Origin of the sequence: Mesorhizobium sp. M7A.F.Ca.AU.001.01.1.1 (genome assembly GCF_004022735.1) — a bacterium.
GTDB lineage: Bacteria > Pseudomonadota > Alphaproteobacteria > Rhizobiales > Rhizobiaceae > Mesorhizobium > Mesorhizobium ciceri.
In genome coordinates, this window is record NZ_RZPF01000022.1 from 1 (window position 1) to 19,178 (window position 19,178).

15 protein-coding genes and 4 pseudogenes are annotated in these 19,178 nt (G+C 58.9%); 11 read left to right on the plus strand and 8 right to left on the minus strand.

Annotated elements, in window-relative coordinates; all coding sequences use genetic code 11:
• The coding region (locus EN884_RS02870; RefSeq protein WP_128360464.1) for an IS481 family transposase at window positions 1-750 on the minus strand (750 nt) is incomplete at its 3' end.
• A gap of 438 nt (window positions 751-1,188) precedes the next feature.
• Window positions 1,189-1,470 (minus strand): DUF2285 domain-containing protein, encoded by a 282-nt coding sequence (locus EN884_RS02875; RefSeq protein WP_063169301.1) that lies wholly within the window; start codon window positions 1,468-1,470, stop codon window positions 1,189-1,191.
• Window positions 1,471-1,585: 115 nt separating this feature from the next.
• On the opposite strand from EN884_RS02875, the gene EN884_RS02880 reads away from it, so the two are divergent.
• Complete coding sequence (locus EN884_RS02880; RefSeq protein ID WP_082826573.1) at window positions 1,586-1,819, plus strand: helix-turn-helix transcriptional regulator; 234 nt, start codon at window positions 1,586-1,588, stop codon at window positions 1,817-1,819.
• A gap of 438 nt (window positions 1,820-2,257) precedes the next feature.
• Here EN884_RS02880 and EN884_RS02885 read toward each other — a convergent pair whose 3' ends face one another.
• Window positions 2,258-2,524 carry a DUF2285 domain-containing protein gene (locus EN884_RS02885; RefSeq protein ID WP_063169299.1) on the minus strand — a complete coding sequence of 89 codons (267 nt, stop codon included), beginning with the start codon at window positions 2,522-2,524 and terminating at the stop codon, window positions 2,258-2,260.
• A 109-nt stretch (window positions 2,525-2,633) separates the two neighbouring features.
• On the opposite strand from EN884_RS02885, the gene EN884_RS02890 reads away from it, so the two are divergent.
• From EN884_RS02890 to EN884_RS02925, 8 genes and pseudogenes are all read left to right on the plus strand, one after another.
• Window positions 2,634-2,852, plus strand: a complete 219-nt coding sequence (locus EN884_RS02890; RefSeq protein ID WP_029354714.1) for a helix-turn-helix transcriptional regulator — start codon at window positions 2,634-2,636, stop codon at window positions 2,850-2,852.
• Window positions 2,853-3,509: 657 nt separating this feature from the next.
• On the plus strand, window positions 3,510-4,454 hold the full coding sequence (locus EN884_RS02895) for a DMT family transporter (protein ID WP_082826572.1): 945 nt from the start codon (window positions 3,510-3,512) through the stop codon (window positions 4,452-4,454).
• On the plus strand, window positions 4,451-6,433 hold the full coding sequence (locus tag EN884_RS02900) for an argininosuccinate synthase-related protein (protein ID WP_063169298.1): 1,983 nt from the start codon (window positions 4,451-4,453) through the stop codon (window positions 6,431-6,433). Before EN884_RS02895 ends, EN884_RS02900 begins: the two co-directional genes overlap by 4 nt.
• Before the next feature lie 221 nt (window positions 6,434-6,654).
• A complete protein-coding gene (locus EN884_RS40070) occupies window positions 6,655-6,882 on the plus strand; it encodes an aminotransferase class III-fold pyridoxal phosphate-dependent enzyme (protein ID WP_263485461.1) in 228 nt (75 codons plus the stop codon).
• Entirely contained in the window at window positions 6,843-7,091 is a 249-nt protein-coding gene (locus tag EN884_RS40075) for an aminotransferase class III-fold pyridoxal phosphate-dependent enzyme (protein ID WP_063169297.1), read from the plus strand. The genes EN884_RS40070 and EN884_RS40075 overlap by 40 nt, the downstream gene beginning before the upstream one ends.
• Window positions 7,092-7,399: 308 nt before the next feature.
• Window positions 7,400-7,634 (plus strand): annotated as a pseudogene (locus tag EN884_RS02910) (aldehyde dehydrogenase family protein); the annotation flags it as partial.
• A 68-nt stretch (window positions 7,635-7,702) separates the two neighbouring features.
• A pseudogene (locus tag EN884_RS02915) lies at window positions 7,703-8,358 on the plus strand (IS630 family transposase); the annotation flags it as partial.
• Between the two features lie 905 nt (window positions 8,359-9,263).
• On the plus strand, window positions 9,264-9,464 hold the full coding sequence (locus EN884_RS02925) for a hypothetical protein (RefSeq protein ID WP_244514237.1): 201 nt from the start codon (window positions 9,264-9,266) through the stop codon (window positions 9,462-9,464).
• 307 nt (window positions 9,465-9,771) lie between these two features.
• On the opposite strand, the gene EN884_RS02930 is transcribed toward EN884_RS02925, so the two are convergent.
• Window positions 9,772-10,470, minus strand: coding sequence for an OmpW family protein (locus tag EN884_RS02930; protein ID WP_063169295.1), 699 nt, complete (start codon window positions 10,468-10,470; stop codon window positions 9,772-9,774).
• Window positions 10,471-10,508: 38 nt separating this feature from the next.
• Window positions 10,509-12,671, minus strand: coding sequence for a prolyl oligopeptidase family serine peptidase (locus EN884_RS02935; protein ID WP_082826571.1), 2,163 nt, complete (start codon window positions 12,669-12,671; stop codon window positions 10,509-10,511).
• 217 nt (window positions 12,672-12,888) lie between these two features.
• On the opposite strand from EN884_RS02935, the gene EN884_RS02940 reads away from it, so the two are divergent.
• Window positions 12,889-13,149: a hypothetical protein gene (locus EN884_RS02940; RefSeq protein WP_095769041.1), complete on the plus strand. Its 261-nt coding sequence runs from the start codon at window positions 12,889-12,891 to the stop codon at window positions 13,147-13,149.
• Between the two features lie 93 nt (window positions 13,150-13,242).
• A pseudogene (locus tag EN884_RS02945) lies at window positions 13,243-13,443 on the plus strand (SMC-Scp complex subunit ScpB); the annotation flags it as partial.
• A gap of 161 nt (window positions 13,444-13,604) precedes the next feature.
• Here EN884_RS02945 and EN884_RS38490 read toward each other — a convergent pair.
• The 3 genes and pseudogenes from EN884_RS38490 to EN884_RS02960 form a co-directional block, all read right to left on the minus strand.
• Window positions 13,605-13,841 carry a hypothetical protein gene (locus EN884_RS38490; protein WP_063169293.1) on the minus strand — a complete coding sequence of 79 codons (237 nt, stop codon included), beginning with the start codon at window positions 13,839-13,841 and terminating at the stop codon, window positions 13,605-13,607.
• 116 nt (window positions 13,842-13,957) lie between these two features.
• Window positions 13,958-14,641: pseudogene (locus EN884_RS39295) on the minus strand (integrase); the annotation flags it as partial.
• Between the two features lie 243 nt (window positions 14,642-14,884).
• Window positions 14,885-18,418, minus strand: coding sequence for an autotransporter domain-containing protein (locus EN884_RS02960; protein ID WP_082826570.1), 3,534 nt, complete (start codon window positions 18,416-18,418; stop codon window positions 14,885-14,887).
• Window positions 18,419-19,178: the final 760 nt, after the last annotated feature.

Here is a 19,178-nt window from a genome sequence, read left to right on the forward strand (position 1 = left end):
GGTCTTGGGTGTATAGGGTCTTGTCCTGACGTGCTTGAGGCCGAGATCGCGGCAGGCCTTGGCGAAGGCCTTTGATCTGTAGCAGGAGCCGTTGTCGGTCATGACGCGGGCTATCGTGACGCCGAGGCTGGCGTAGTAGGCCACCGCCGCCTTGAGGAAGGCGATGGCGCTTTCTTTTTTCTCGTCGGGCAGGATCTGCGAGAAGGCGATGCGGGAGGCGTCGTCGATGCAGACATGGACGAACTCCCAACTGCTGCCGCGCGAGCTGGCATTGCCGGTGCGCTTGCCGGTAATGCGATGACCGATGCGCTCGAAACGACCGAGCTTCTTGATATCGATATGGATCATCTCGCCAGGATGCTCGCGCTCGTAGCGTCGGATCGGCTCGGCCGGTTCGATATCCCGCAACCGCGACAGTCCGGCACGCTTGAGAACCCGGCTAACGGTGGCGGGCGAGACGCCGACCTCATGGGCGATGTGCTTGCCGGTCCAACGTTGCCGCCGCAGCGCCATGATGCGCTCGGCGATCAACGCAGCGGTGGCCTGCGGCATATTGGCGGGCCGCGAGGAACGGTCGATCATGCCGGCCCGCCCTTCGGACTTGTAGCGCTCGACCCAGCGCGCCACGATCTTGGCCGACACGCCGTAGACACGCGCCGCATGGGCTTTGGAGAAAGCGCCTTCTATCACCGACAGCGCCATCTCCTCTCGACGCAGCGGTGTGAGACGGGCATTCTTATGGATGTTCATTCGGACCCTCCGGTGAGTGCTGAAGCTTGGTAACTCCAGTCTCCCCGGTCCGGTCCGAATGGACAACCTCCCGAAAGCTCACAGCTAGTCGTGCGGTTATATAGTTTCCGAGGATGGCCCGCTTGCATACCTGCCTGCCGGTAATCTCTAACCCTTGACTTAGGGCGATGGCTATCGGTTATGCGGCTTGAAAGCGAAGAGGTGGACCCTTCGTCGAGCGCCGGTACGATATGGAGTGCTGCTCCGGGCTAATACCCATCCAGACAGAGCGGAACCTTCTATCACGTCAGACGCTCGGACAGTTGCCAAACCCCGATTTCCTGGGAACTGAATTGTGCTCGCCACCGGGTCCATTTTGCCGGCGCGTCTGTGGTGCAGGCCCCGATCAGCCTGACCAATGGCACAGGAACGCTTCTATGACCGAGCACTGCGAATTTGTCAGCTGGCGAACAATTCCTTGTAGCCGCTCGTCACCATCCAGTTCGCACGGTCGAGATGACTACGAAGCGCCTTCCTGGCGCGCTCCGGTTCAAGTGCCGGATCAATGCCGAGGATCAGTTGGGCCATTTCCTCTTCGGGCGCCTCATCGGCTGAGGCGTCCAGGAGCCTCATATAGATGGTAAAGTGCGCCCTGTCGTAGGCGGTAAGACGGTCAGACCAAGGGACTTCGTCGAGCAGTGTTGAGCTTTGAGTCCTATCTGTTCCCGTTGATTGATTCATGTCTGCCGCGAACCTCGCATGTTGATCGCTGGATCCAAGGCAGAATATCCCAAAATGGGATAATCCGAAACGGGGATTAGTCGCTGAGCCGGTCTCTACCTGCCGGTTCACCTAAATGCCCAAATCTCTTCGATCTCCCCGCCACCAGCGGTTTCTGGCCCAGTTGATCTCACTGCGCAATGTCAAAGGGCTGACGCAGGCGCAGGTGGCTGAGAAGCTTGGTCGTCCGCAATCTTTCGTGGCGAAATATGAGGGTGGCGAACGGCGTCTCGATGTCATTGAGTTTCTCGACGTAACTGCGGCCCTCGATGCTGATCCGTGTGAGATTCTGTTGAGCCTGCGCACGTAGTGGGCGCCCGCGCCCATCACCGCGCGTGCCGTGTGCCGGTGGGTCGAGCCCCGATTTTCTTGGCTCTGGCGTCTCGACCATTCCGCTGCGCCTCCTAGCGCGTCGTTAGACTCTCGCAATTCGCTCTGTTTTGTGCCTTTCTCAGCAGGTGGCGCCGCATCCTTCTAGGCCCGCCGCGGCGTCCCGCAACCCTTAGCCAGCTGTGAGCTTTCAGTAGGTTGTCCATCCGGCCCTTCGGATGCGGTGCGGCTCAGACGGCGGACCCGTTCCTGTCATGATTCGCCGCCGCACCCATTCCTGGGAAGCAGCCATTGGCGAGCGGAGGACAAAATGATGAGACAGCGAAGCGCTGGGCCATCCGCGCTGTGGTGATACGTCGATGCATGGCGGTTGCGCGACTTCGTTGCTTGAAGCGAAGCGACCGCACCGCCCATTTCGTCAACTGGCGAACAAATCCTTGTAGCCGCTCGTCACCACCCAGTTTGCACGGTCGAGATGACTGCGAAGAACGTTGCGTGCGCGCTCAGGTTCGCGTGCCGGATCAATGCCGAGGATCACTTTGGCCATTTCCTCTTCAGTGGCGTTGTCGGCCGAGGCGTCCAGGAGCCTCATATAGGTTGTAAAGTGGTCCTTGTCGTAGGCTGTAATGCGGTCCGACCAGGGGACCTCGTCGGCGAACGGCGTGTTCGATCTGGGCTGCAACATCGCTAATTCTATCTCCGGCCAATGGACCCGCGAAGCCCTGTGCCTGCTAAATGTGGATTACATATTATAGTTGATAAACTCAAGCCGCCTGATCCGCTGGCTTGCGTGCATGGATATGCGCAAGTTGGTCGGACGGAATGTGCAGAGGATCAGGCAAAGGAAGCGCCTGACGCAGGAGCAGCTTGCGGAGATTTCCGGGTTCAGTCAGCAGTACATCAGCGGCTTGGAGAAAGGCCGAAGAAATCCGACAATTATCACGATCTATGAACTGGCATTGGCCCTCGGCGTCAGCCACATGGATCTGGTTCGGCCCGACAAACAGGCATGATACACCCGCCCTCCAAGTAGCTGGCCGCCTGATGGCGCGCGCCGGGTGCTCGTGAACCCAGGCTTTTCTTAGGGTCCCCCGGCAGCCCCTGCCATTTGGCTCGCCCTGGCCCGGCGCACCCTATTGGACAGTCGGCCGCTGCGGTTTTTGTCAGCCTTTCCTGGGGCGGTCGGCATTGCCTTTTAGGCCCGCCGCGGCCTCCCGCAACCTTCGCTCTCGCTTCAGGTCCTTCTCTTGGTTACGATCCTTCGGATGCGGTTCGCCTCTTTCAGCGGGCCTAATCGCTTTCTGCCGCCCACCCCACGGGGACAGCCACGCGAGACTAGTATGGAGCGTTGCGGTTAGCGCACGAACAGCAAAGGAACTGAAAAAACAGGCAACTGTCGAAGCATGGCTGAACCAGCCATCGTGTCGGCATCTTGGAGCCGCGTGTTCGCCTTGAGGCCCTGCCGGTAGGATCCCTGCAGTTGAAGTCATTGTCGGCATTCTGACAACAATGGACATGAACCGCCGAACTATCAAGGCGACCAGGTTGTTGTCTAGCAATGGTTTTCCGAATCGGCACGGCACTTGCGTTACCAAAAACAAGTACGCCGCGGCACGGATCGCCCAAGAGGCTGAACGACCTGATCTGTTTGACCCTCGCAGCAGGGGTGGATGGCTAACACAAAGGAAACTTTGAAGGTGGACGTTTTCGAAAGTTCTCCAATACCTGTCAGGAAAACACGGACGCCATCTTTCTCGGTGGATCTAGCCTTGCTGGGAGTCGCATTCGTTTGGGGGGCGAGCTATCCGGTCGGGAAAGGCGCACTGTTCTACGCGCCGGTTTCGATACTTGTTCTTTATCGCTTCCTGATTACTACGATCATTACGGCAGTGGCTGCAAGACATGAGATCGCATTGGTCTCCTGGGGCGATTTCATCCGCGGCTTCGCATTGGGAACAATACTTTTTTGCATCTTTATTGCTGAAACTTACGGCGTTGCATCGACAAGCGCAATGAACACGGCCTTGATCATATCGCTTTGTGTGATTTTCACGCCGAGCATCGACTATGGGCTATCACGGCGACTTCCACCTACGGGCATTTTGGCAAGTGCTGCCATAGCGTGCATCGGTGTCGGCATTCTCACTGGCGGGATCAGCAGGTTCAGCCCGGGTGACGCGCTTGTCTTGGGGGCCGCGATTCTGCGAGCGGTTATGGTCGTTTCCACCAAACGCCTTCTGGCCGGCCGGCAGATTTCATCTGCAGCCCTGACGGCCATCCAAGGATCGACGGTGGCAACACTTACTTTCGTTTTGGCCGTCGCTCAGTTCGGAATTTCAGGCCTTGTTGTGAGGGCCACCCTTCAGTTTTGGGGCGCTGTTGCCTTCCTTGCACTCTTCTGCACCCTCGCTGCATTCTACATTCAAAATGCCGCAGTGAGAAAATCCACACCGACACGGGTTGGCTTCTTGATGGGAACAGAACCTTTTTTTGGTTTCGTTCTAGCGCACCTTCTTCTGAATGAGCCTTTGACAGTACCGAGCTTGATAGGCGCAGGCCTCGTCCTCGCTGCGACGTTTGCTGGCATCTGGTTTGAGAGCAGGACATCCAAATGAACCCCATCTTGGCTTCCACCAAACCCGCCATCGGCGGCATTTCGAGTTTTGAAGATCTGGAGGCTTTTCCGGACCGAACCGCACCAGTTGCAACCATGTTCAGCGGCGGTCTCGACAGCACCTATCTTCTCTACAAGCTGCAAAGCCTTGGCTTTGCGAACATTGAAGCTGTCGCAGCGGATGTCGGAACGCGCATCGATCAGCCTTTGTTGGAACGGACGGCAGCCATGTTCGGCGCGCGCTTTGTCTGCCTCGAAGGGCGGGATGCCTTTGTCGAACAAGGCGTGAAATCAGCCATTCGAGCCCACGCCAAGTACCTTGGCATCTATCCGTTGAGCAGTTCGTTGAGCCGTCCCATAATCGCATCTTTGGTTGTTAATCATGCTAGGTCAATCAACTCACGGCTGGTTCTTCATACAGCAAACCTTTCTCAAAACAGTCTTCCGCGCCTTAACAATAGCATTAAGCGCTCAGGATTTTCCGGCAACTTCGGCAGTCCGTATGAATGCTCTGTGATATCCCGACAACAGAAGACCTCCGACCTGTCCAAGTGTGGAGCGACTTTTGTGGCGGACCGCACGTGGAGCGCGGACGAAAACCTCTGGTGTCGGGAATTCGAGTCGGGGCCTTTGGAAGATCCCGAGAACTTTTCCATCCCCGAGGAGGCATTTGCTTGGACGCGCCACATTCCCGCAGAGCAGCCGGTAGAGATCAAACTCGGGTTTGCAGACGGAAGTCTCGTGTCAATTGATGACCGTGATGTTGCATTGGTCGACGCAATCCCGTTCCTGAATAACACGGTCGGCAAATTCGGGCACGGCCGCTTTGTCGGGCTTGAACACATCACAACCGGCCAAAAGGTTCTCGAAGTCCGCGAGGCCCCTGCCGCGGCCATTATCTTCGACGCGCTGCGTCACCTCGAAACCGCTTCTCTTGACGTGGCATCAATCGTTTTGAAGCAAGGGCTTGAGCAAGCCTGGTCCCAAGAGGCGGTTTCAGGTGCATGGGGCAGTACTATTCACCAGATGTGCGAACGGGCCATTGCATCCGCCCTCGAGGGCGTTAGCGGGAGCGTCAGCTACATAGTCGATCACACACGCTTTTTACCTCGGTCGATCCGAGCCAGGACGCCGAGATACATTAGGGACCGCGACCTTTGGGAATACCAAGCCGCAACCCACATAGCGTTGTCCAAAGCGTTCCGTCCTCGCCAAGTCACCAAAAGGGAGACACCCGTGGAAAACAACGCACCCCAGGCGCCGGCCAACCTCAGTCAACAATGCACTGACGGTCTGGTGACAAATGGATGGTGGTTTTCAAAAGGCGAGCGCGCCGAAGCCTGCTTTGGCATCGAAATTGATGCAGCCTGGAAGAACTTTGCTGACCATTGGAATCGACTTCTTCTCGATGAATACATGCGTGACGGCGGAACATATCGTTACCGGCGCTATAGCGCTTTTGAATATGACGCGACTGACGGAATCTTTAGGCTCCTACCCCACGCCCCCTACGAACAATCAAAAAGTGTCAATCATCTGAATGGCGGCTTCAAGCGCCACTTCGAGCCCCTTGAAAACTCCTTTATAGACCATCCCGTCTTAGAAAAGATTCTGACAGGTTTCTGCAGAATTCTATGTGAAGCCGCCCGACATGATCGTTGGAATATCAAGATCCATCCCTACCGGATTGTCGCGCGCGATGGTGTAAATGGCAAACCGGCACCCGAGGGCCTTCACCAGGACGGGGTGGACTTCATTGCTTGCTATATGATTGGGCGGGTCAACGTCACCGGCGGCATGAGCATGATCACCGACGCCTCAAAGGAGTTCCTCGGCGAGGTCGAAATGAACTCCCCGAATGATTTTGTGATCTGCAACGACCGCGAAACCTTTCACGATGTATCGTCGATTGTGGCCGAAAACCTGAAAATGCCGTACGCTTATCGCGACGTCCTTGTGATCGCCTTCGAGAAATTATAACGCCCAGCGCGCCGAGAGCATTTTCAACAAGGTTCAATACTGCTTGGTATCCTCTCGGGTGTTCCTGGTGCGGGAACAATGCAGGATTAATTTCTTGCATCTAAACACCTAGATAGCAGTTTCGCCTCTCTGGTATGATGGTTTTTGGCCTCGCGGATCTCGCGTAATACGAATGACCGTGGACACCCCCGATCTTCGCAAGAAAGTGAGAAATTATCCTCATGCTGTCCGACGAGGTGGTCTGCGGCTTCGGAGGCACCGGGAACTGGTTTGGTAGCCAGACATTTGGGATGGAACCGGACATGCTCTCGATCGCCGGGGGGCTTTCATCCGGTCACCTGCCCATTGGCGGCGTCATTATCTCGACAAGATTTATCAATGCGCCGCTGACGAGGCCCACAAGGTCGGCGTGTTCGGTCACGGTTTCACCTACTCCGGTCATCCGGTGATAGCGGCCGTCGCCGCCGAGGCGATCAGGATCTACAGCGAGATCGATTTCGTGACCCAGGCGCGTCGTCTCGGCGATCACTTGCATGGAGCCCTCGCGGACGCGCTCGGCGACCATCCGCTTGTCGGTGAAGCCCGCGGCCGCGGCTTCATCGCGGGGGTTCAGATCGTCGAGGATCGTGCGCCCGTCGCGTCTTCGCGCCCGAGCTGAGGATCGGCGATGTCGAGCGGCGGTGCCGCGAGCACGGCGTCATGATCCGCAATATGGGAGAAGTGCTTGGAATCTGTCCGCCCTATATAATCACCGAAAGCGAGATCGACCCCTTGGTTGACGGCATTCGTTCTGCACTCGACGGCGCCGCTGCTGCGAATTCCCGGGTCGGTCGGGTGGCATGAGTTCCAGCATTAAGACCGACTGCTTCACTTCAGTGGATATTATCGAGCAAACGCTCACCCGAGGGGTGCACTTCATCCGTGTCCGGTACAAAACGTCACCCATGTCTCAGGTCGGGCACGCCGCTCGCCAACGACACCGAGTTCGGCCTCGCGGCCTACTTCTACACCGGCGATCTCGGTCGCGCCTTCCGCGTGATGGAAGGACTGAAGTACCGGCGTCAATGAAGGCCTGATCACCACGCCGGAGGTGCCGTTCCGCGGCGTCAAGGAATCGGGCCTCGGCAAGGAAGGCGGCCTCCAGGGCATCGTGGATTATCTCGACACCAAACATGTCTGCATCGGCGGTCTCGGCGTCTAGTGGTTCCCGCCTGACATAGGAGTCCAATCAGAGATTCCCTTTCTGGCCTGCGCGTGCGAGTCTGGCGCATGCGCACAGGAAGATCGTTCACCGTTTCGTCGGCCGATCGCGTCCGTCTGACGGCGCTGATCAGGGATCGCAACGCCCCGCAAAAGCATGTCTGGCGCGCCGAGATAGTGCTTTTGCCCGCCGACGGCGTCGGCACCGGCGAGGTCATGCGCCGCATCGGCAAGTCGAAGACCGACGTCTGGCGCTGGCAGGAGCGCTTTGCCGCGGAAGGCTGTGACGGGCTGCTGCGCGACAAGACGCGACAGTGGCGCATTCCGCCGCTCGGTCCCGATGTCGGCGAGCGCGTCGTGGCACTGACGCTTGCCGATCCGCCGGGCGAGAGGACCCACTGGACCGCCGACATGATGGCGCAAGCCGCCGCAATCAGCGCCAGCGCCGTCAGGCGCATCTGGAAGGCGCATGGTCTCGCACCCCACCGCTGGCGCCAGGTTCAAGCTCTCCAATGATCCGAAGTTCGTCGACAAGTTGCGCGCCGTCGTCGGCCTCTATCTCGATGCGCCGGCCCATGCCATCGTTCTGTCGGTCGATGAAAAGAGCCAGATCCGGCGCTCGACCGCACCCACCCGGCCTGCCGATGAAGAAGGGGCGGCTCGGTACGATGAGGCACGACTACAAGCGCAACGGCACCACCACCCTGTTCGCCGCCCTCAACGTCCACTATTGTCCCGTTGACGAGAATATCATCTTAGTTGCTTGTAAAAATTTGTTCTCCACTTCCGTCTCCATCGTATCTCAGTCAACGCGATGGAGCAGGAAATGACTACAAACATTGTGAAACTGGAAGAAGGCAGGGCAATCGGCTCTAATCGTGACGTGCCGCTGTCAGATCATGAGGCGGAAGCCCTAGGGCATCTTGCGGTGGCGCTGAGTGGCATTTCGACGACCATTCGGTCCGCCGCCTACAAACACGCGCTAAACTCTAGTCACGCGATGAAGCCCCTAAAGGAGACGGAGGACGCGCTTACCGACTACGACGCCTTGGCGAGGGCGGCGGGCCGAAAGCAGCCGAAAGCGGCGGAGGAGGACGACAGGAAGGGGGACGCCCTAGCGAGAGAGGCCGCCGCACAGGTCAGCAGGGTCGATCAGACCCGATCTTCCCGCTGGAGCAGACCGCGAAGGGTACCGGTGGCATCAACGGACTACGTTCGGCAGGTGGTCATGGCAGATAGTCAGCTTGGAGCAGTGTCGGCACTGGTAAACGCGCGGCGAGTGGCTCCAGAACGCTTCCATGCTTCTGTTCCCAGTGTAGATAATAATCCGGATGCTCCGCTTCTGACCTCTTTTTCGGACTATCTGAGCAGGGTGTGCGGACTGGAGTCAAAGTCCCGCGAAGGCGTTCTCCTGGGCAGCCGCCGCTTTCTGGATTGGTTCCATCACCACCATTCCCGGCCAAGCCCTCGGCGCGTTGACGGCTGAGCATGTCCTTGCCGCTGTCGAACATCGGCTGTCACTATCGGCGACCTCCGGTACCCGCACCGGCAGCAACTTCTCACATCGTATTGGGCTGGCCACCACGACCAGAATCTCGCGCGCGTCGTCCCCAGGACGCCCCACTGGCGTTTGGCTCATCTAACCCTCGAACTCGGCTACGGCCCGTCGACGGTCTTCTTCACATGGGTCGGATTCGACGAAATGGACGAGGTCACAGGCGACGGCCATGCTGAACTGCTCGACGACGGCTCCATCGACATCACCTTCTATCACAACGGCGACGAGGCAATCCTCAAGGCCAAACGGGACACTTCTTCAACGGCCTGCTAGGAGATCCGTGTTCGCCTTGCGCTGACAAAGAAGCTCACACATGACGTCCGGGAGACGATGCTGGCAAATGGTCTGGCTGAAGCATTCCACCCACAATACCAAAGCCCGTCCCGATCCAAAGCGCTTCTAAGCACTCCACCTCAGGCGCAAGGCCGGTTGGCCAGTGCATCTTCTTGGTCCGCCGGAAGAGAACCCCGCCCGACAATAGCTTCATGAGGTCTTGCGCTGCAGTGTCGACCGTAAAAAAGGGCGCGCGAGGCGCCCTTCATTTAAACCGGCAGTCGGGAAGCAGACTTCACTCTGATATTCAAAAGCGGTAGGTGACACCTGCGCCTATCAGCCAGGGATCGAGCTCCGCCTTCCCCGTCAGCTTCGCGCCGGTCACCGTGACGTCGAAGTCCGGCTTCAGGAAAAGCTTCTTCACGTCGAAGTTGAGGCCCCAGTGCTGGTCCACCATGTAGTCGAATCCGACCTGCAGCGCCGTGCCGAACGTGTTCTTCACCTTGAGAGCATCAGCGCTGCCAGTGTCCTGGTTGTAGAAGATCGTGTAGTTCACGCCGGCGCCGACATAAGGCTTGAACGCGCCGAGATCGGTAAAATGGTACTGCAACGTGAGTGTCGGCGGCAGCAGCCAAACTTTGCCGATGTTGCCCAACCCTCCGATCGTCCCTTGGCCCGCGATGTTGGCATAAGTGGTACCGAGTATGAGTTCGGCGGCGATGTTGTCGGTGAAGAAATACGAGATATCGAGTTCCGGCGTCACCGTGTCCGAATACGAAAGACCGGAGCCGGGAAGCGTATCAACGTAGCCCAGATCTTTCGTAACGACGCCCAACGCCCGCAGGCGGACCTGCCAAGGGATTGGCGCTTCGGTGACCGAGGCTCCCGTCTCCGCCAGGACGGTCTCTGCTTGCGCAGGCTCCGCGGCGACGGCCTGCTGTCCCACCATGATCAGGGCCACCGCCGCTGCTGTTGCCCGCGCTACGCCCATTCGCGTTCTCGCCATGAGATTCACTCCTTGATGTTCAGAAAGGATGCACTGCACTATTTCGTCTCCTGCTCGAATGAATTGTTGATGGACCTCAAATGCCCCTCTTGCGTTGCAACGCGTTCCGCCGTCTCCGGAGGGTGATCGTTGAAGCCGATTGCGCTGCGGAGAAAATTGGTGCCTAGACTGATGAATGCGGCTTGCTCCCGATTGTCCTCGCCGCAGCCGTGCCCGCCTGCGCTGGCCTCGTAGAAGTAAGCGGGATAGCCAAGAGCCTGCAGTTTTGCGGCCATCTTGCGCGCATGGCCCGGATGGACGCGGTCGTCGCGTTTCGTGGTGGCGATCAGGATAGGCGGATAGGGCTGTCCCGGCGCTGCGGCGTGATAGGCGGAGATTTCCTTCAGGAAAGCCCAATCGTGAACCTTGTCCGGATCGCCATATTCGTCGATCCAGCTCGCGCCCGCCAAGAGCTTGGTGTAGCGACGCATGTCGATAAGCGGTGCTGTGCAGAACAGAGCCCCGAAATGCTCAGGATAGCGGGTCAGCATGTTTGCGATCAGCAGGCCGCCATTTGAGCCACCCTCGGCGGCAATCCGCCTCGGCAGGGTGATGCCCCTTCGCACGAGGTCGGAGGCAACGGCGGCGAAATCGTCGTGGGCGAGACGCTTGCCCTCCCTGCGCCCGGCTTCGTGCCAGCGGGTGCCGAACTCGCCGCCGCCGCGGATGTTCGCCTCGACACACGTGCCACCGCGCTCGAGCCACAGCTTGCCCAGCGGGGAGTTGTAGTAGGGCAGGAATGATACGCCGAACCCGCCATAAGCGGAAAGGTGAATCGGAGCATCTCCGTTCCCGTTCGCCGGACCAACCTGCGTATAGGGGATCAGCTCATGATCGATAGAGACTGCCTCGTGGCGCGTGACCACCAGTCCGGATGCATCGAAATTCTCCGGGCTGCGCTTCAGGATTGCTGAAGCGCTGAGAGACGGCGCGGCATTCAGATCGAACAGCAAGAGCTGCGGCGGCGTGATCGGATCCTGAGCACAGATCAGGACCTCTCCATTGGTCTCGTGAACTGCCGCATCGAATGACCAGACGTCGACAGTACCTTCGGCGGGCAGGGTGTTCAGGACTCGGCGCGTCCATTCCTGGTGGCCGGGAGTGAACATCTCGAAACGCGGTGCGAGATTGACGAGGTAAGAGATAATGAGCTTCCCGTCATTCCAGAAGAATGACTGCATGGAGCGCCTTTCCCCTGGTTGAAACAGGGTCTCAAAACGGCGTCCGCCGGCGAGGAAAGTGGAAAGCGAGATGACGATCAGCGCGTCGGCGGGATGGGTGGTGCCTCCCACCGTCCAGGGCTTGCGCGGCCTTACCGCCAGCCAGTCGCCGAAGACCCGCCACGACGCGTCGCGAGGAAGATCGATCTGCCTCCTCGGCCCGCTCCTATCGCCGATCCAGCTGATCTTCTCGAAGAAGGCCGGCTGCTCGATGAACCAAAGGCGCTCGCTGCGGCCGGTGCGGTCCGAATGACCAGACACTTGGAAGCTTTCGAACCCGGCCTCGAAGATTGCCGGCGTGGTGAGGGGATCCGCGTCACGCTTCCACAGTCGAACTGTGCGCGCATAGCCGGAGCGGGTGGCCATGCCATTACCAAGCGCACTGGAAAGCAGAAGCGTGTCAGGGTCCAGCCAATTAACGTAGCCTTTGGCCTCGGGGAGGTTGAAGCCGTCGGCGACAAAGCTCAGAGAAATCAGGTCGAATTCGCGATGCACGACCGCGTCGCTGCCGCCGCGCGACAGGCGCAGAACGGCTCTTTCCCGTCTCTCCGGCTCGATGGACGCGCCGTCCCAGATCCAGTCCTCTCCGTCGCTAGCCGCGAGAGCATCCAGATCGAGCAGTAGCTCCCATTGGGGATCCGCCTTCATGTAGGCGGCAAGGGTGGTCCGGCGCCACAGTCCGCGTGGATTACCGTCATCTCGCCAGTAATTGTAGAGGTACTGACTACGGCGCGCGATCAGGGGAAGATTGTCGCGATTGTCGAAAATGGCTGTCAGAGCCGCGCGGTCGCGCTCGAACTGCGTTCCACCGAAGTGCTTCAGAGTCCTTGCCGATTGGCCGGCGGCCCAGGCAAGTGCCCGCTCGCCCTCTACATCTTCAAGCCAGACATAGGGATCGTCGTCGGGAGCATCAAGCGTTGGACGGACATCAAATGCGTTCATGTCCGGACAGCCTTCAGAAAGAAGGGATAGAGGCTTCCGTCGGCTCGGGAACGCTCAGTGTCGGTAGCGGCGCCCACATGTTCGAAAAGCGTGATCATTGATGAGTTCTTCCAGTCGGTGCGGCATCGCAGTGCTTTTGCGCATAGGGCCGCAACCTTCGTGCCAACTGGGAAAATCGTTTCGGAACAATGCGATCGCTCTGGAAGCGTTGTGTCACATGTCCGACATCGTCGAGAATCCGACAACGAGTGCTCCTCCTAATCACCGGATCAACCTCCGGCGCCAGTCGTGGACACTGTGCAGAACTCGAGAAGTGAAGCTCATTGGAGTGAACCTGGTTGACGCCCAACATCTTCGCTCTGGAGCGCTTCACGCACACGGATTCATGGCAGACACCATGATGCGATCGATGCTGTTAGAGACCAAGCTGGCTGCGCCTGTGAGTTTCAGCCGCCAGCTGGAAGCAGCGGAGTTCTGAGGAGAAGGGTGGGGGGCCCAAGCCCTGCCGCAATCTTGGCCTGCACCGTCCCCTTGATTGTTGTGGGTCAACGTCTGCCTGCCCGCTGAATTTGGCACGCCTTACACCTACGTCACGACCAAGACCTTCCTGTTGCACTTCGGCCTCGACACACTGCGGGATTTGCCCGATTTCGAGGCGATTGAGGTTGCCGCGCTGCTCAGCAAGGAGAAGCTGCTGGCGGGCGATACTCCCATCGGGCTGGTGAGTGGTGGAGGAGGTGAGGAGCGACACTCCAAGGCCAGGACGGGCTAGCGCAGCAGATACATGGAAGTAATCGCTTGATATGAGCGGTTGAGAGTCGAATCAGGGAACTATGCGATCACTATCGATAAGAGGTGGCAATATCGATCGTGATTGTATCGGGCCACTCTACGGCGAAGGAGGCGGCAACTTGTGTCTCCGACCCGAAACGATTACCTTGCGGCCATTATGAGCAAGCATTTGGCATCCGTCTTGACGACGTGAACGCGCCCTGCAGCGTACAGCTGGACGACGCGGCGCTGGCCGATTGCTTTGCGGATCTCGATTTGGCCAAGCAGCATCCCGCTCATGTCAGCGCCTTTCTCGGCGAGGTCCCTCTCGCCCAGCAAGTCGAGTTCGCAACCGCGCACCACATTCGCGGTCGACGAGATGAAGGCTTTTGCCGCCAAGTTCTCTGCCTGGTCCGGCGAAAGCTATCCGCTCGCCGCATAATGGCTGGACATGATAGCCGACGCCCGTCCCGAATGGCGGCGGCTTTTTCGTATTATATCGACCTGATCGACAAGATGCGGCGGAACAGGGGTCCACGTGCGATGCGGCCAAAGCGGATCCAGCTCTCGAGCGCGACTACGGGGTAGGTGTGGTCGCTGGAGCCGCGGCCGACCTCGACCTCGCGCCAGCCGGTCTTGCCGCGCAGGGTGACCAGCAGCCCTTGCCGTCAAAAATCTCGATCCAGCTGGCGCCATCGCTGTTGTCGTCGCGCATGACGTCGAGACCGACGATCTCGGAGCGCCGCAGGCCGCCGCCACAGCCCAGGAGCAAAATAGCGCGGTCGCGCAGGCCCTGAGGTCGTGGCCGAGCGTGGCGATCATCGCCAGCAGATCGTCGCCAGGACCGCCTCTTTCTGCCGCGGTGGCTTTGCGTGCTTGCGGCGAATGCCGGCAAGAACCTTATAGATATGCCGCTCCGCGCGGTCCAACGGCCGGCCGCGCTGGGTAAAGTTCCAGGCGAGGCCGGAAAGCCGCCGCTCGATGGTCGCAAACTAAAGGGCAGGGGCGCCACGCTTCGGATCGCCGGCGGCGGTGCCCGAGGCACAGGCGCTGATATTGAGCCTGATCACCTTCGAGCCCGGAGGCAGGGGATCGAAGCCAGCGCGCCGGCACCAGGAGGAAAAATGCCGCCAATCCTTGGGGTAGGCGTCGCGCGTGTTCTCCGAGGTGGCGTTGTAGCCCCTCGCGGTCTCGACCAGTTCCTGGACATGCGCCGGGACTCTTTGAGCCGGGTCTCCATCTCCTTGTAGAGCTTGTCAAGCTCGCCATCGACTGGCTTCAGGTCGTCGATTGAACATTGCGTCATCATAGGCTTTGTGCCTTGTTGTAGCAGGCATCGTCCGTTCGCGCGGCGGACACAGACATCACCGTCGCTGAGCCGAGAACGACGGTAAAAGAAAATGCACTCACTGACTTCATAACCAATCTCTTTTGCGGGTGATTTAGAAACGGACGCCGAGCTTGGCGCTGAACCCGTGTGTCTGGGCATCCGAGGCGATCTGTCCCTGATAGGCGATGCCGAACGTCGCGTTCTCGGTGATGTTTACGTCAAGCCCAGCTTCGAGCAGAGCTGCGTTCTTTGCGATCGGCACGCCCTTGATGGCGAAGGAGGAACCGCCAGCAAAGGCAAGAGCGGTATCCGGCCTGACGTCGCCGAAGGCGTGGCGCCAGCCAAGACCGCCGCGCGCGGTAGCAGTCACGGTGCCGAGGGTCAGTACCGTCGACGCACGCAGACCTAGCGTGGTAAACGCCGTGTCGCTCGAGCGATCCCCGCTCGACAAGGCGGCTGCGCCGCCATTCTCGGTGAAGCCATCGGCGTCAAAATTCACATAAGCGAGATTAGCGTAGGGCTCGAAGGAAGCCGAAGCCGTATTGATACGGTAGCCGAGCTCGCCAAAGGCCTGGAACGTGCCGGCGTCGTAATCGGCCGAAAGGCTGTCGGCGAAGCCTGGAAAGACCACGGACCTGCCGGTCTCGATGCTGTGCCAGGTATAGGCAAGGCCGGAACGAAAACCGAGATTGCCGTTCTGCGTGCCGGCAAAAAGACCGAGATGGTAATTCTCGCTCGAGCCCGACGACGCGCGATCGTCCGCCTCCAAGGAGGTATGGCTGTAGCCGCTGATGAGGCCGAGCCGCCAGCTTTCGCCGACAGCCGCGTCACCGCCAGCCAGAAAGCCGCCTGTCGAGTGATCGAGACCGGCGGCATTGCCGTCGCTGTCGAGATGACCCCAGGCGCCGAAGCCACGGCCCCATACGGCGAAATTCTCACTCGTTGCCGGGGCCAGTTCCAGACCACCCAGCCCATAAGTCATCACCGGAACGCTGGAGGCACCGACGCCGTCGAACGCCGCACGGATCCGTTCGCTCGCGGCATCGCGTACAGAATGACTGTCCTCGATGAGGCCGCTATGAATGGAAGCATGAACCTCGCCTGATAGCATATCGAAAGCGTTGCGGGCTTCCGGCGCCGTCAGGAACAGGATGTTGTCCTGGATCGGATTACCGCTTCCAAGCGCCTGAGCCGCTGCGGCGACCGAGCGTTGATTGAAGGTGCTGGCTACATCGGCAAACGCCGTCGATGTGCGGCTGATATCGAGATAGACATTGTTGGCATCGTAGACGAGCTGGAAATCGACGAAGGGCGTCGCGTCTGTCGCCAGAGCCCCCGTCAGCCCGCCATAGGTGCCGCTTACGCCGCCTGCTGCGGAGAGCAGAGTATATCGGGCATCGACCGATAGCGTTCCCTGCCGCAGCAGCTCGATCTGCGCGCCGCTGTCGATCGCCGCTGCTCCGCCAACATCGATGAGATCGGACGACCTTGCGAGGTCGACCTGATAGATCGATCCGGACTGCTGCGCGAAATCGCCCGTGACAGTCAGTGTGGTGACGATCCTGCTCGGATCGGTCGCACTGCCAGGAGCGACCGTGCCGCCCTCGGAAATGGTGACCGCACCGTAGGTGCCGCCGCCTGCGACGACACCGCCGCTGTTTGCGATAGCCGTGCCCCCGATCTGCCCGTCATTCCCGAGAAAGCCGGACGTGGTCGCATCATGGGAAAGCACACCTGTATCGGCAAGCAGCAATCCCGCGCCGGAACCGACCGTCGTCATGCCGGAAAAATTGTTCTTTCCGCTCAGCGTTTGCACGCCACCGGCAACGAATAGTTTGCCGCCCATATTATTGTTATCAACGTCGAGGTCGTTGATGCTGCCGGCGAACGTGTCGTTCGAATCCGTTAGCACCAGGGTACGCTTGCCCAGTTCGACCGTTCCGCTGCCACTCAGGCTACGAATACGGGCATCGTTGTAGGCGTCGGAGATTCCCCAATAGTCGCTGCCATTTCCATGTTCGGAGATATCGAACGTGCCGTCTGCAACGACTTTCGCTGACCGTTGGATGTTGCCGAGCCCCGCAAGCGAGAGATAGGCATCCTGAGCAATATTCGTCTCGCCGGTGTAGGTGTTGACATTCGTCATCCGGACCACCGTCTTTGTATCAAGCGTCAGCGATCCGGAGCCGGAGACGACACCCGCTATGCCGAACCCGCCCTCATTCCCCATGCTCGTCGTGATCCTGCTCAGACCGGTCCCTTCGGGTGCGGATGAATCGGTAGAGAAGTTGCTGGCAGTGACGAAATGTGACGTATAAGCGGTATACTTCTTCTCCAGATCGAAAATGACCGATCTGTTTTTGAAGAAGTCAAGACCGGCAACAAAACTGGTCTGGTCATTGGGTTGTTCCGTCGTGCCGCTGGTGTAGGTGAAGTCGATATTGTCCAGCCTTACCGGATCGCCATCCGTTCCTGCGATTGTAACGCTCGGGATGTTGCCCGATGCGCTTACGATCTCGCGTTGCTCATTTCTCCGAACATTTTTAAGTTTGACGCCCGCATCCTGAAATTGCTTCAGCATCGCATCACTGATCTCCAGACTGCCACCGCCCGGTGTGCCGGTGTCGAGCAATACCGCGGTCTTGTTGGGGTCGGTGATTGGTGGGGCTCCATCCTTAACCGTGTACTGCAGATTGTAGCTGCCTTCGTATTCGGTCGAGGCATTGGCGCCAGAGCCAGGAAAATTCTGATAAGAATCCTGATCTTTTTCCTCGGGTTCTCCCCATGGCATGGCATTAGTATATTGGGCCCGGAGGCTTGGATTGAGGTTGACAATCGTGCAGGGGGAACAGCCAGGCGTTTGGTCGCTCTCGGAATCCGGATTCACATTGGCGGAGACCACGTAGCCAGACCTGGTGACACTGCCCATCATGCCCCAGACACTTGTCTTGCCAAGAAAATCGCCGGCCCCGAATGTACCTGCGAAATCGCCGCCTTCGTCTGCCATCTTGCCAGCGGTCATTTTCGCCCGCTGCTCCTTATCGGCGTGATAAGGTTCTTGGAGATCCTGACCATACATATCTTTAAGTCCATCCGTCACGGATCCCGGCGTGCACTTAAGATTGTTGTCCTTGCAATACGCATGGGTATAGACAAAATCGAGAATGCGAGCAGCCCGGTATTTCTTATCGCTTACAGACGGCCCGTCGATTGTTATCTTTTGATCTGGATCGACATATGTAAATTTATCAATTTCCACGTTCTGAAGCTTATTACCATACGTTCCGTCCCCGTACGTATATACGTAAGGCGTGTCGGCAATCGGGCGGACCCCGGTCACCTCTGACCCGATCTGCGTGTTGAGCTGGTCCGAGCCCGTGTCGAATACGTATCGCTGCGCGTTGCCATTGTTGATCTTGGCCCAGATGCCCAGGCGGTCATGGCCTTCCCCGACATACTCCAGCGGGATCGAAATCGGGTCGTCGGCCAACGCTTCTCCAGTTGGAAATGCTACCAGACCCACCCCGAGAGACACAGCCGGCAGGAATACCGTCGTCATCGCGGTGGTTGCCGCCAGAAAGTTCTTTGTCCTGAAACAAGCCTGCATACCTGGTCCTCGAAAAAGTCTCGCAAACTGATTGTTCATTGGAACGGCCTCCTGAATTGTTTAACGAGACCCTTTATGGCGGCCCTGGCTGACAACAGCCTGAAAGCTGCAAGCGGCCTGCGAGAATGGGGCGATCCTGAATGACGACAGGTGCTGTCAACAATGGATGAGTGCTCGGCCTGAAAGCTGAGCACGCTTTATGCTCAGGCTGCTGACAAGGCCAAAGCAGCGTAAGTGCGGAGTGAAATCCAAGGTCCACATGGGTCGTCGCGCTTCCCGTGCGCCTGGGAAGGCGCCGGCCCGGCCAAGCTTTCCCAGATCGTCCGGATGGCGCACAAGATACCGGTTCAGGTCGATCGAGATGGAGGCCGAGGCGTATGCCAAGGCGGTCGACTGCCTGACGAAAGATCAGAATGCGTCGCTGGCGCTCTACGATTTCCGCCGGCAGCGAGCTCAGCTCCTGCCGGGCATCCGTGTTTACTGGCGACGAGACACAAGATGTGCCCAAATTGCCACCAGACCGTCACCTGCGATGAGTTTCGGCAACTGATTTTGTCCTTTCAATCGTCGCCACTTCCTGGCCGCGGCCAACATGGGCCACTCGAAGGCAGCAGACTGGCGGCTATATGGACGGGCTGTGAGCCCGCACCGGAGACATTGGCGAAATCTACGATCTCTATAGCAACGTCAAGGAGAAGCGCGAGGTGTTGCAGATGTGGTCAAATCACATCGAATGGCTGATCAAGCAGGCTGCGGATGACGCTCTGGCGGCGTAGCTGCTGGCATGGGCGGAAGATGC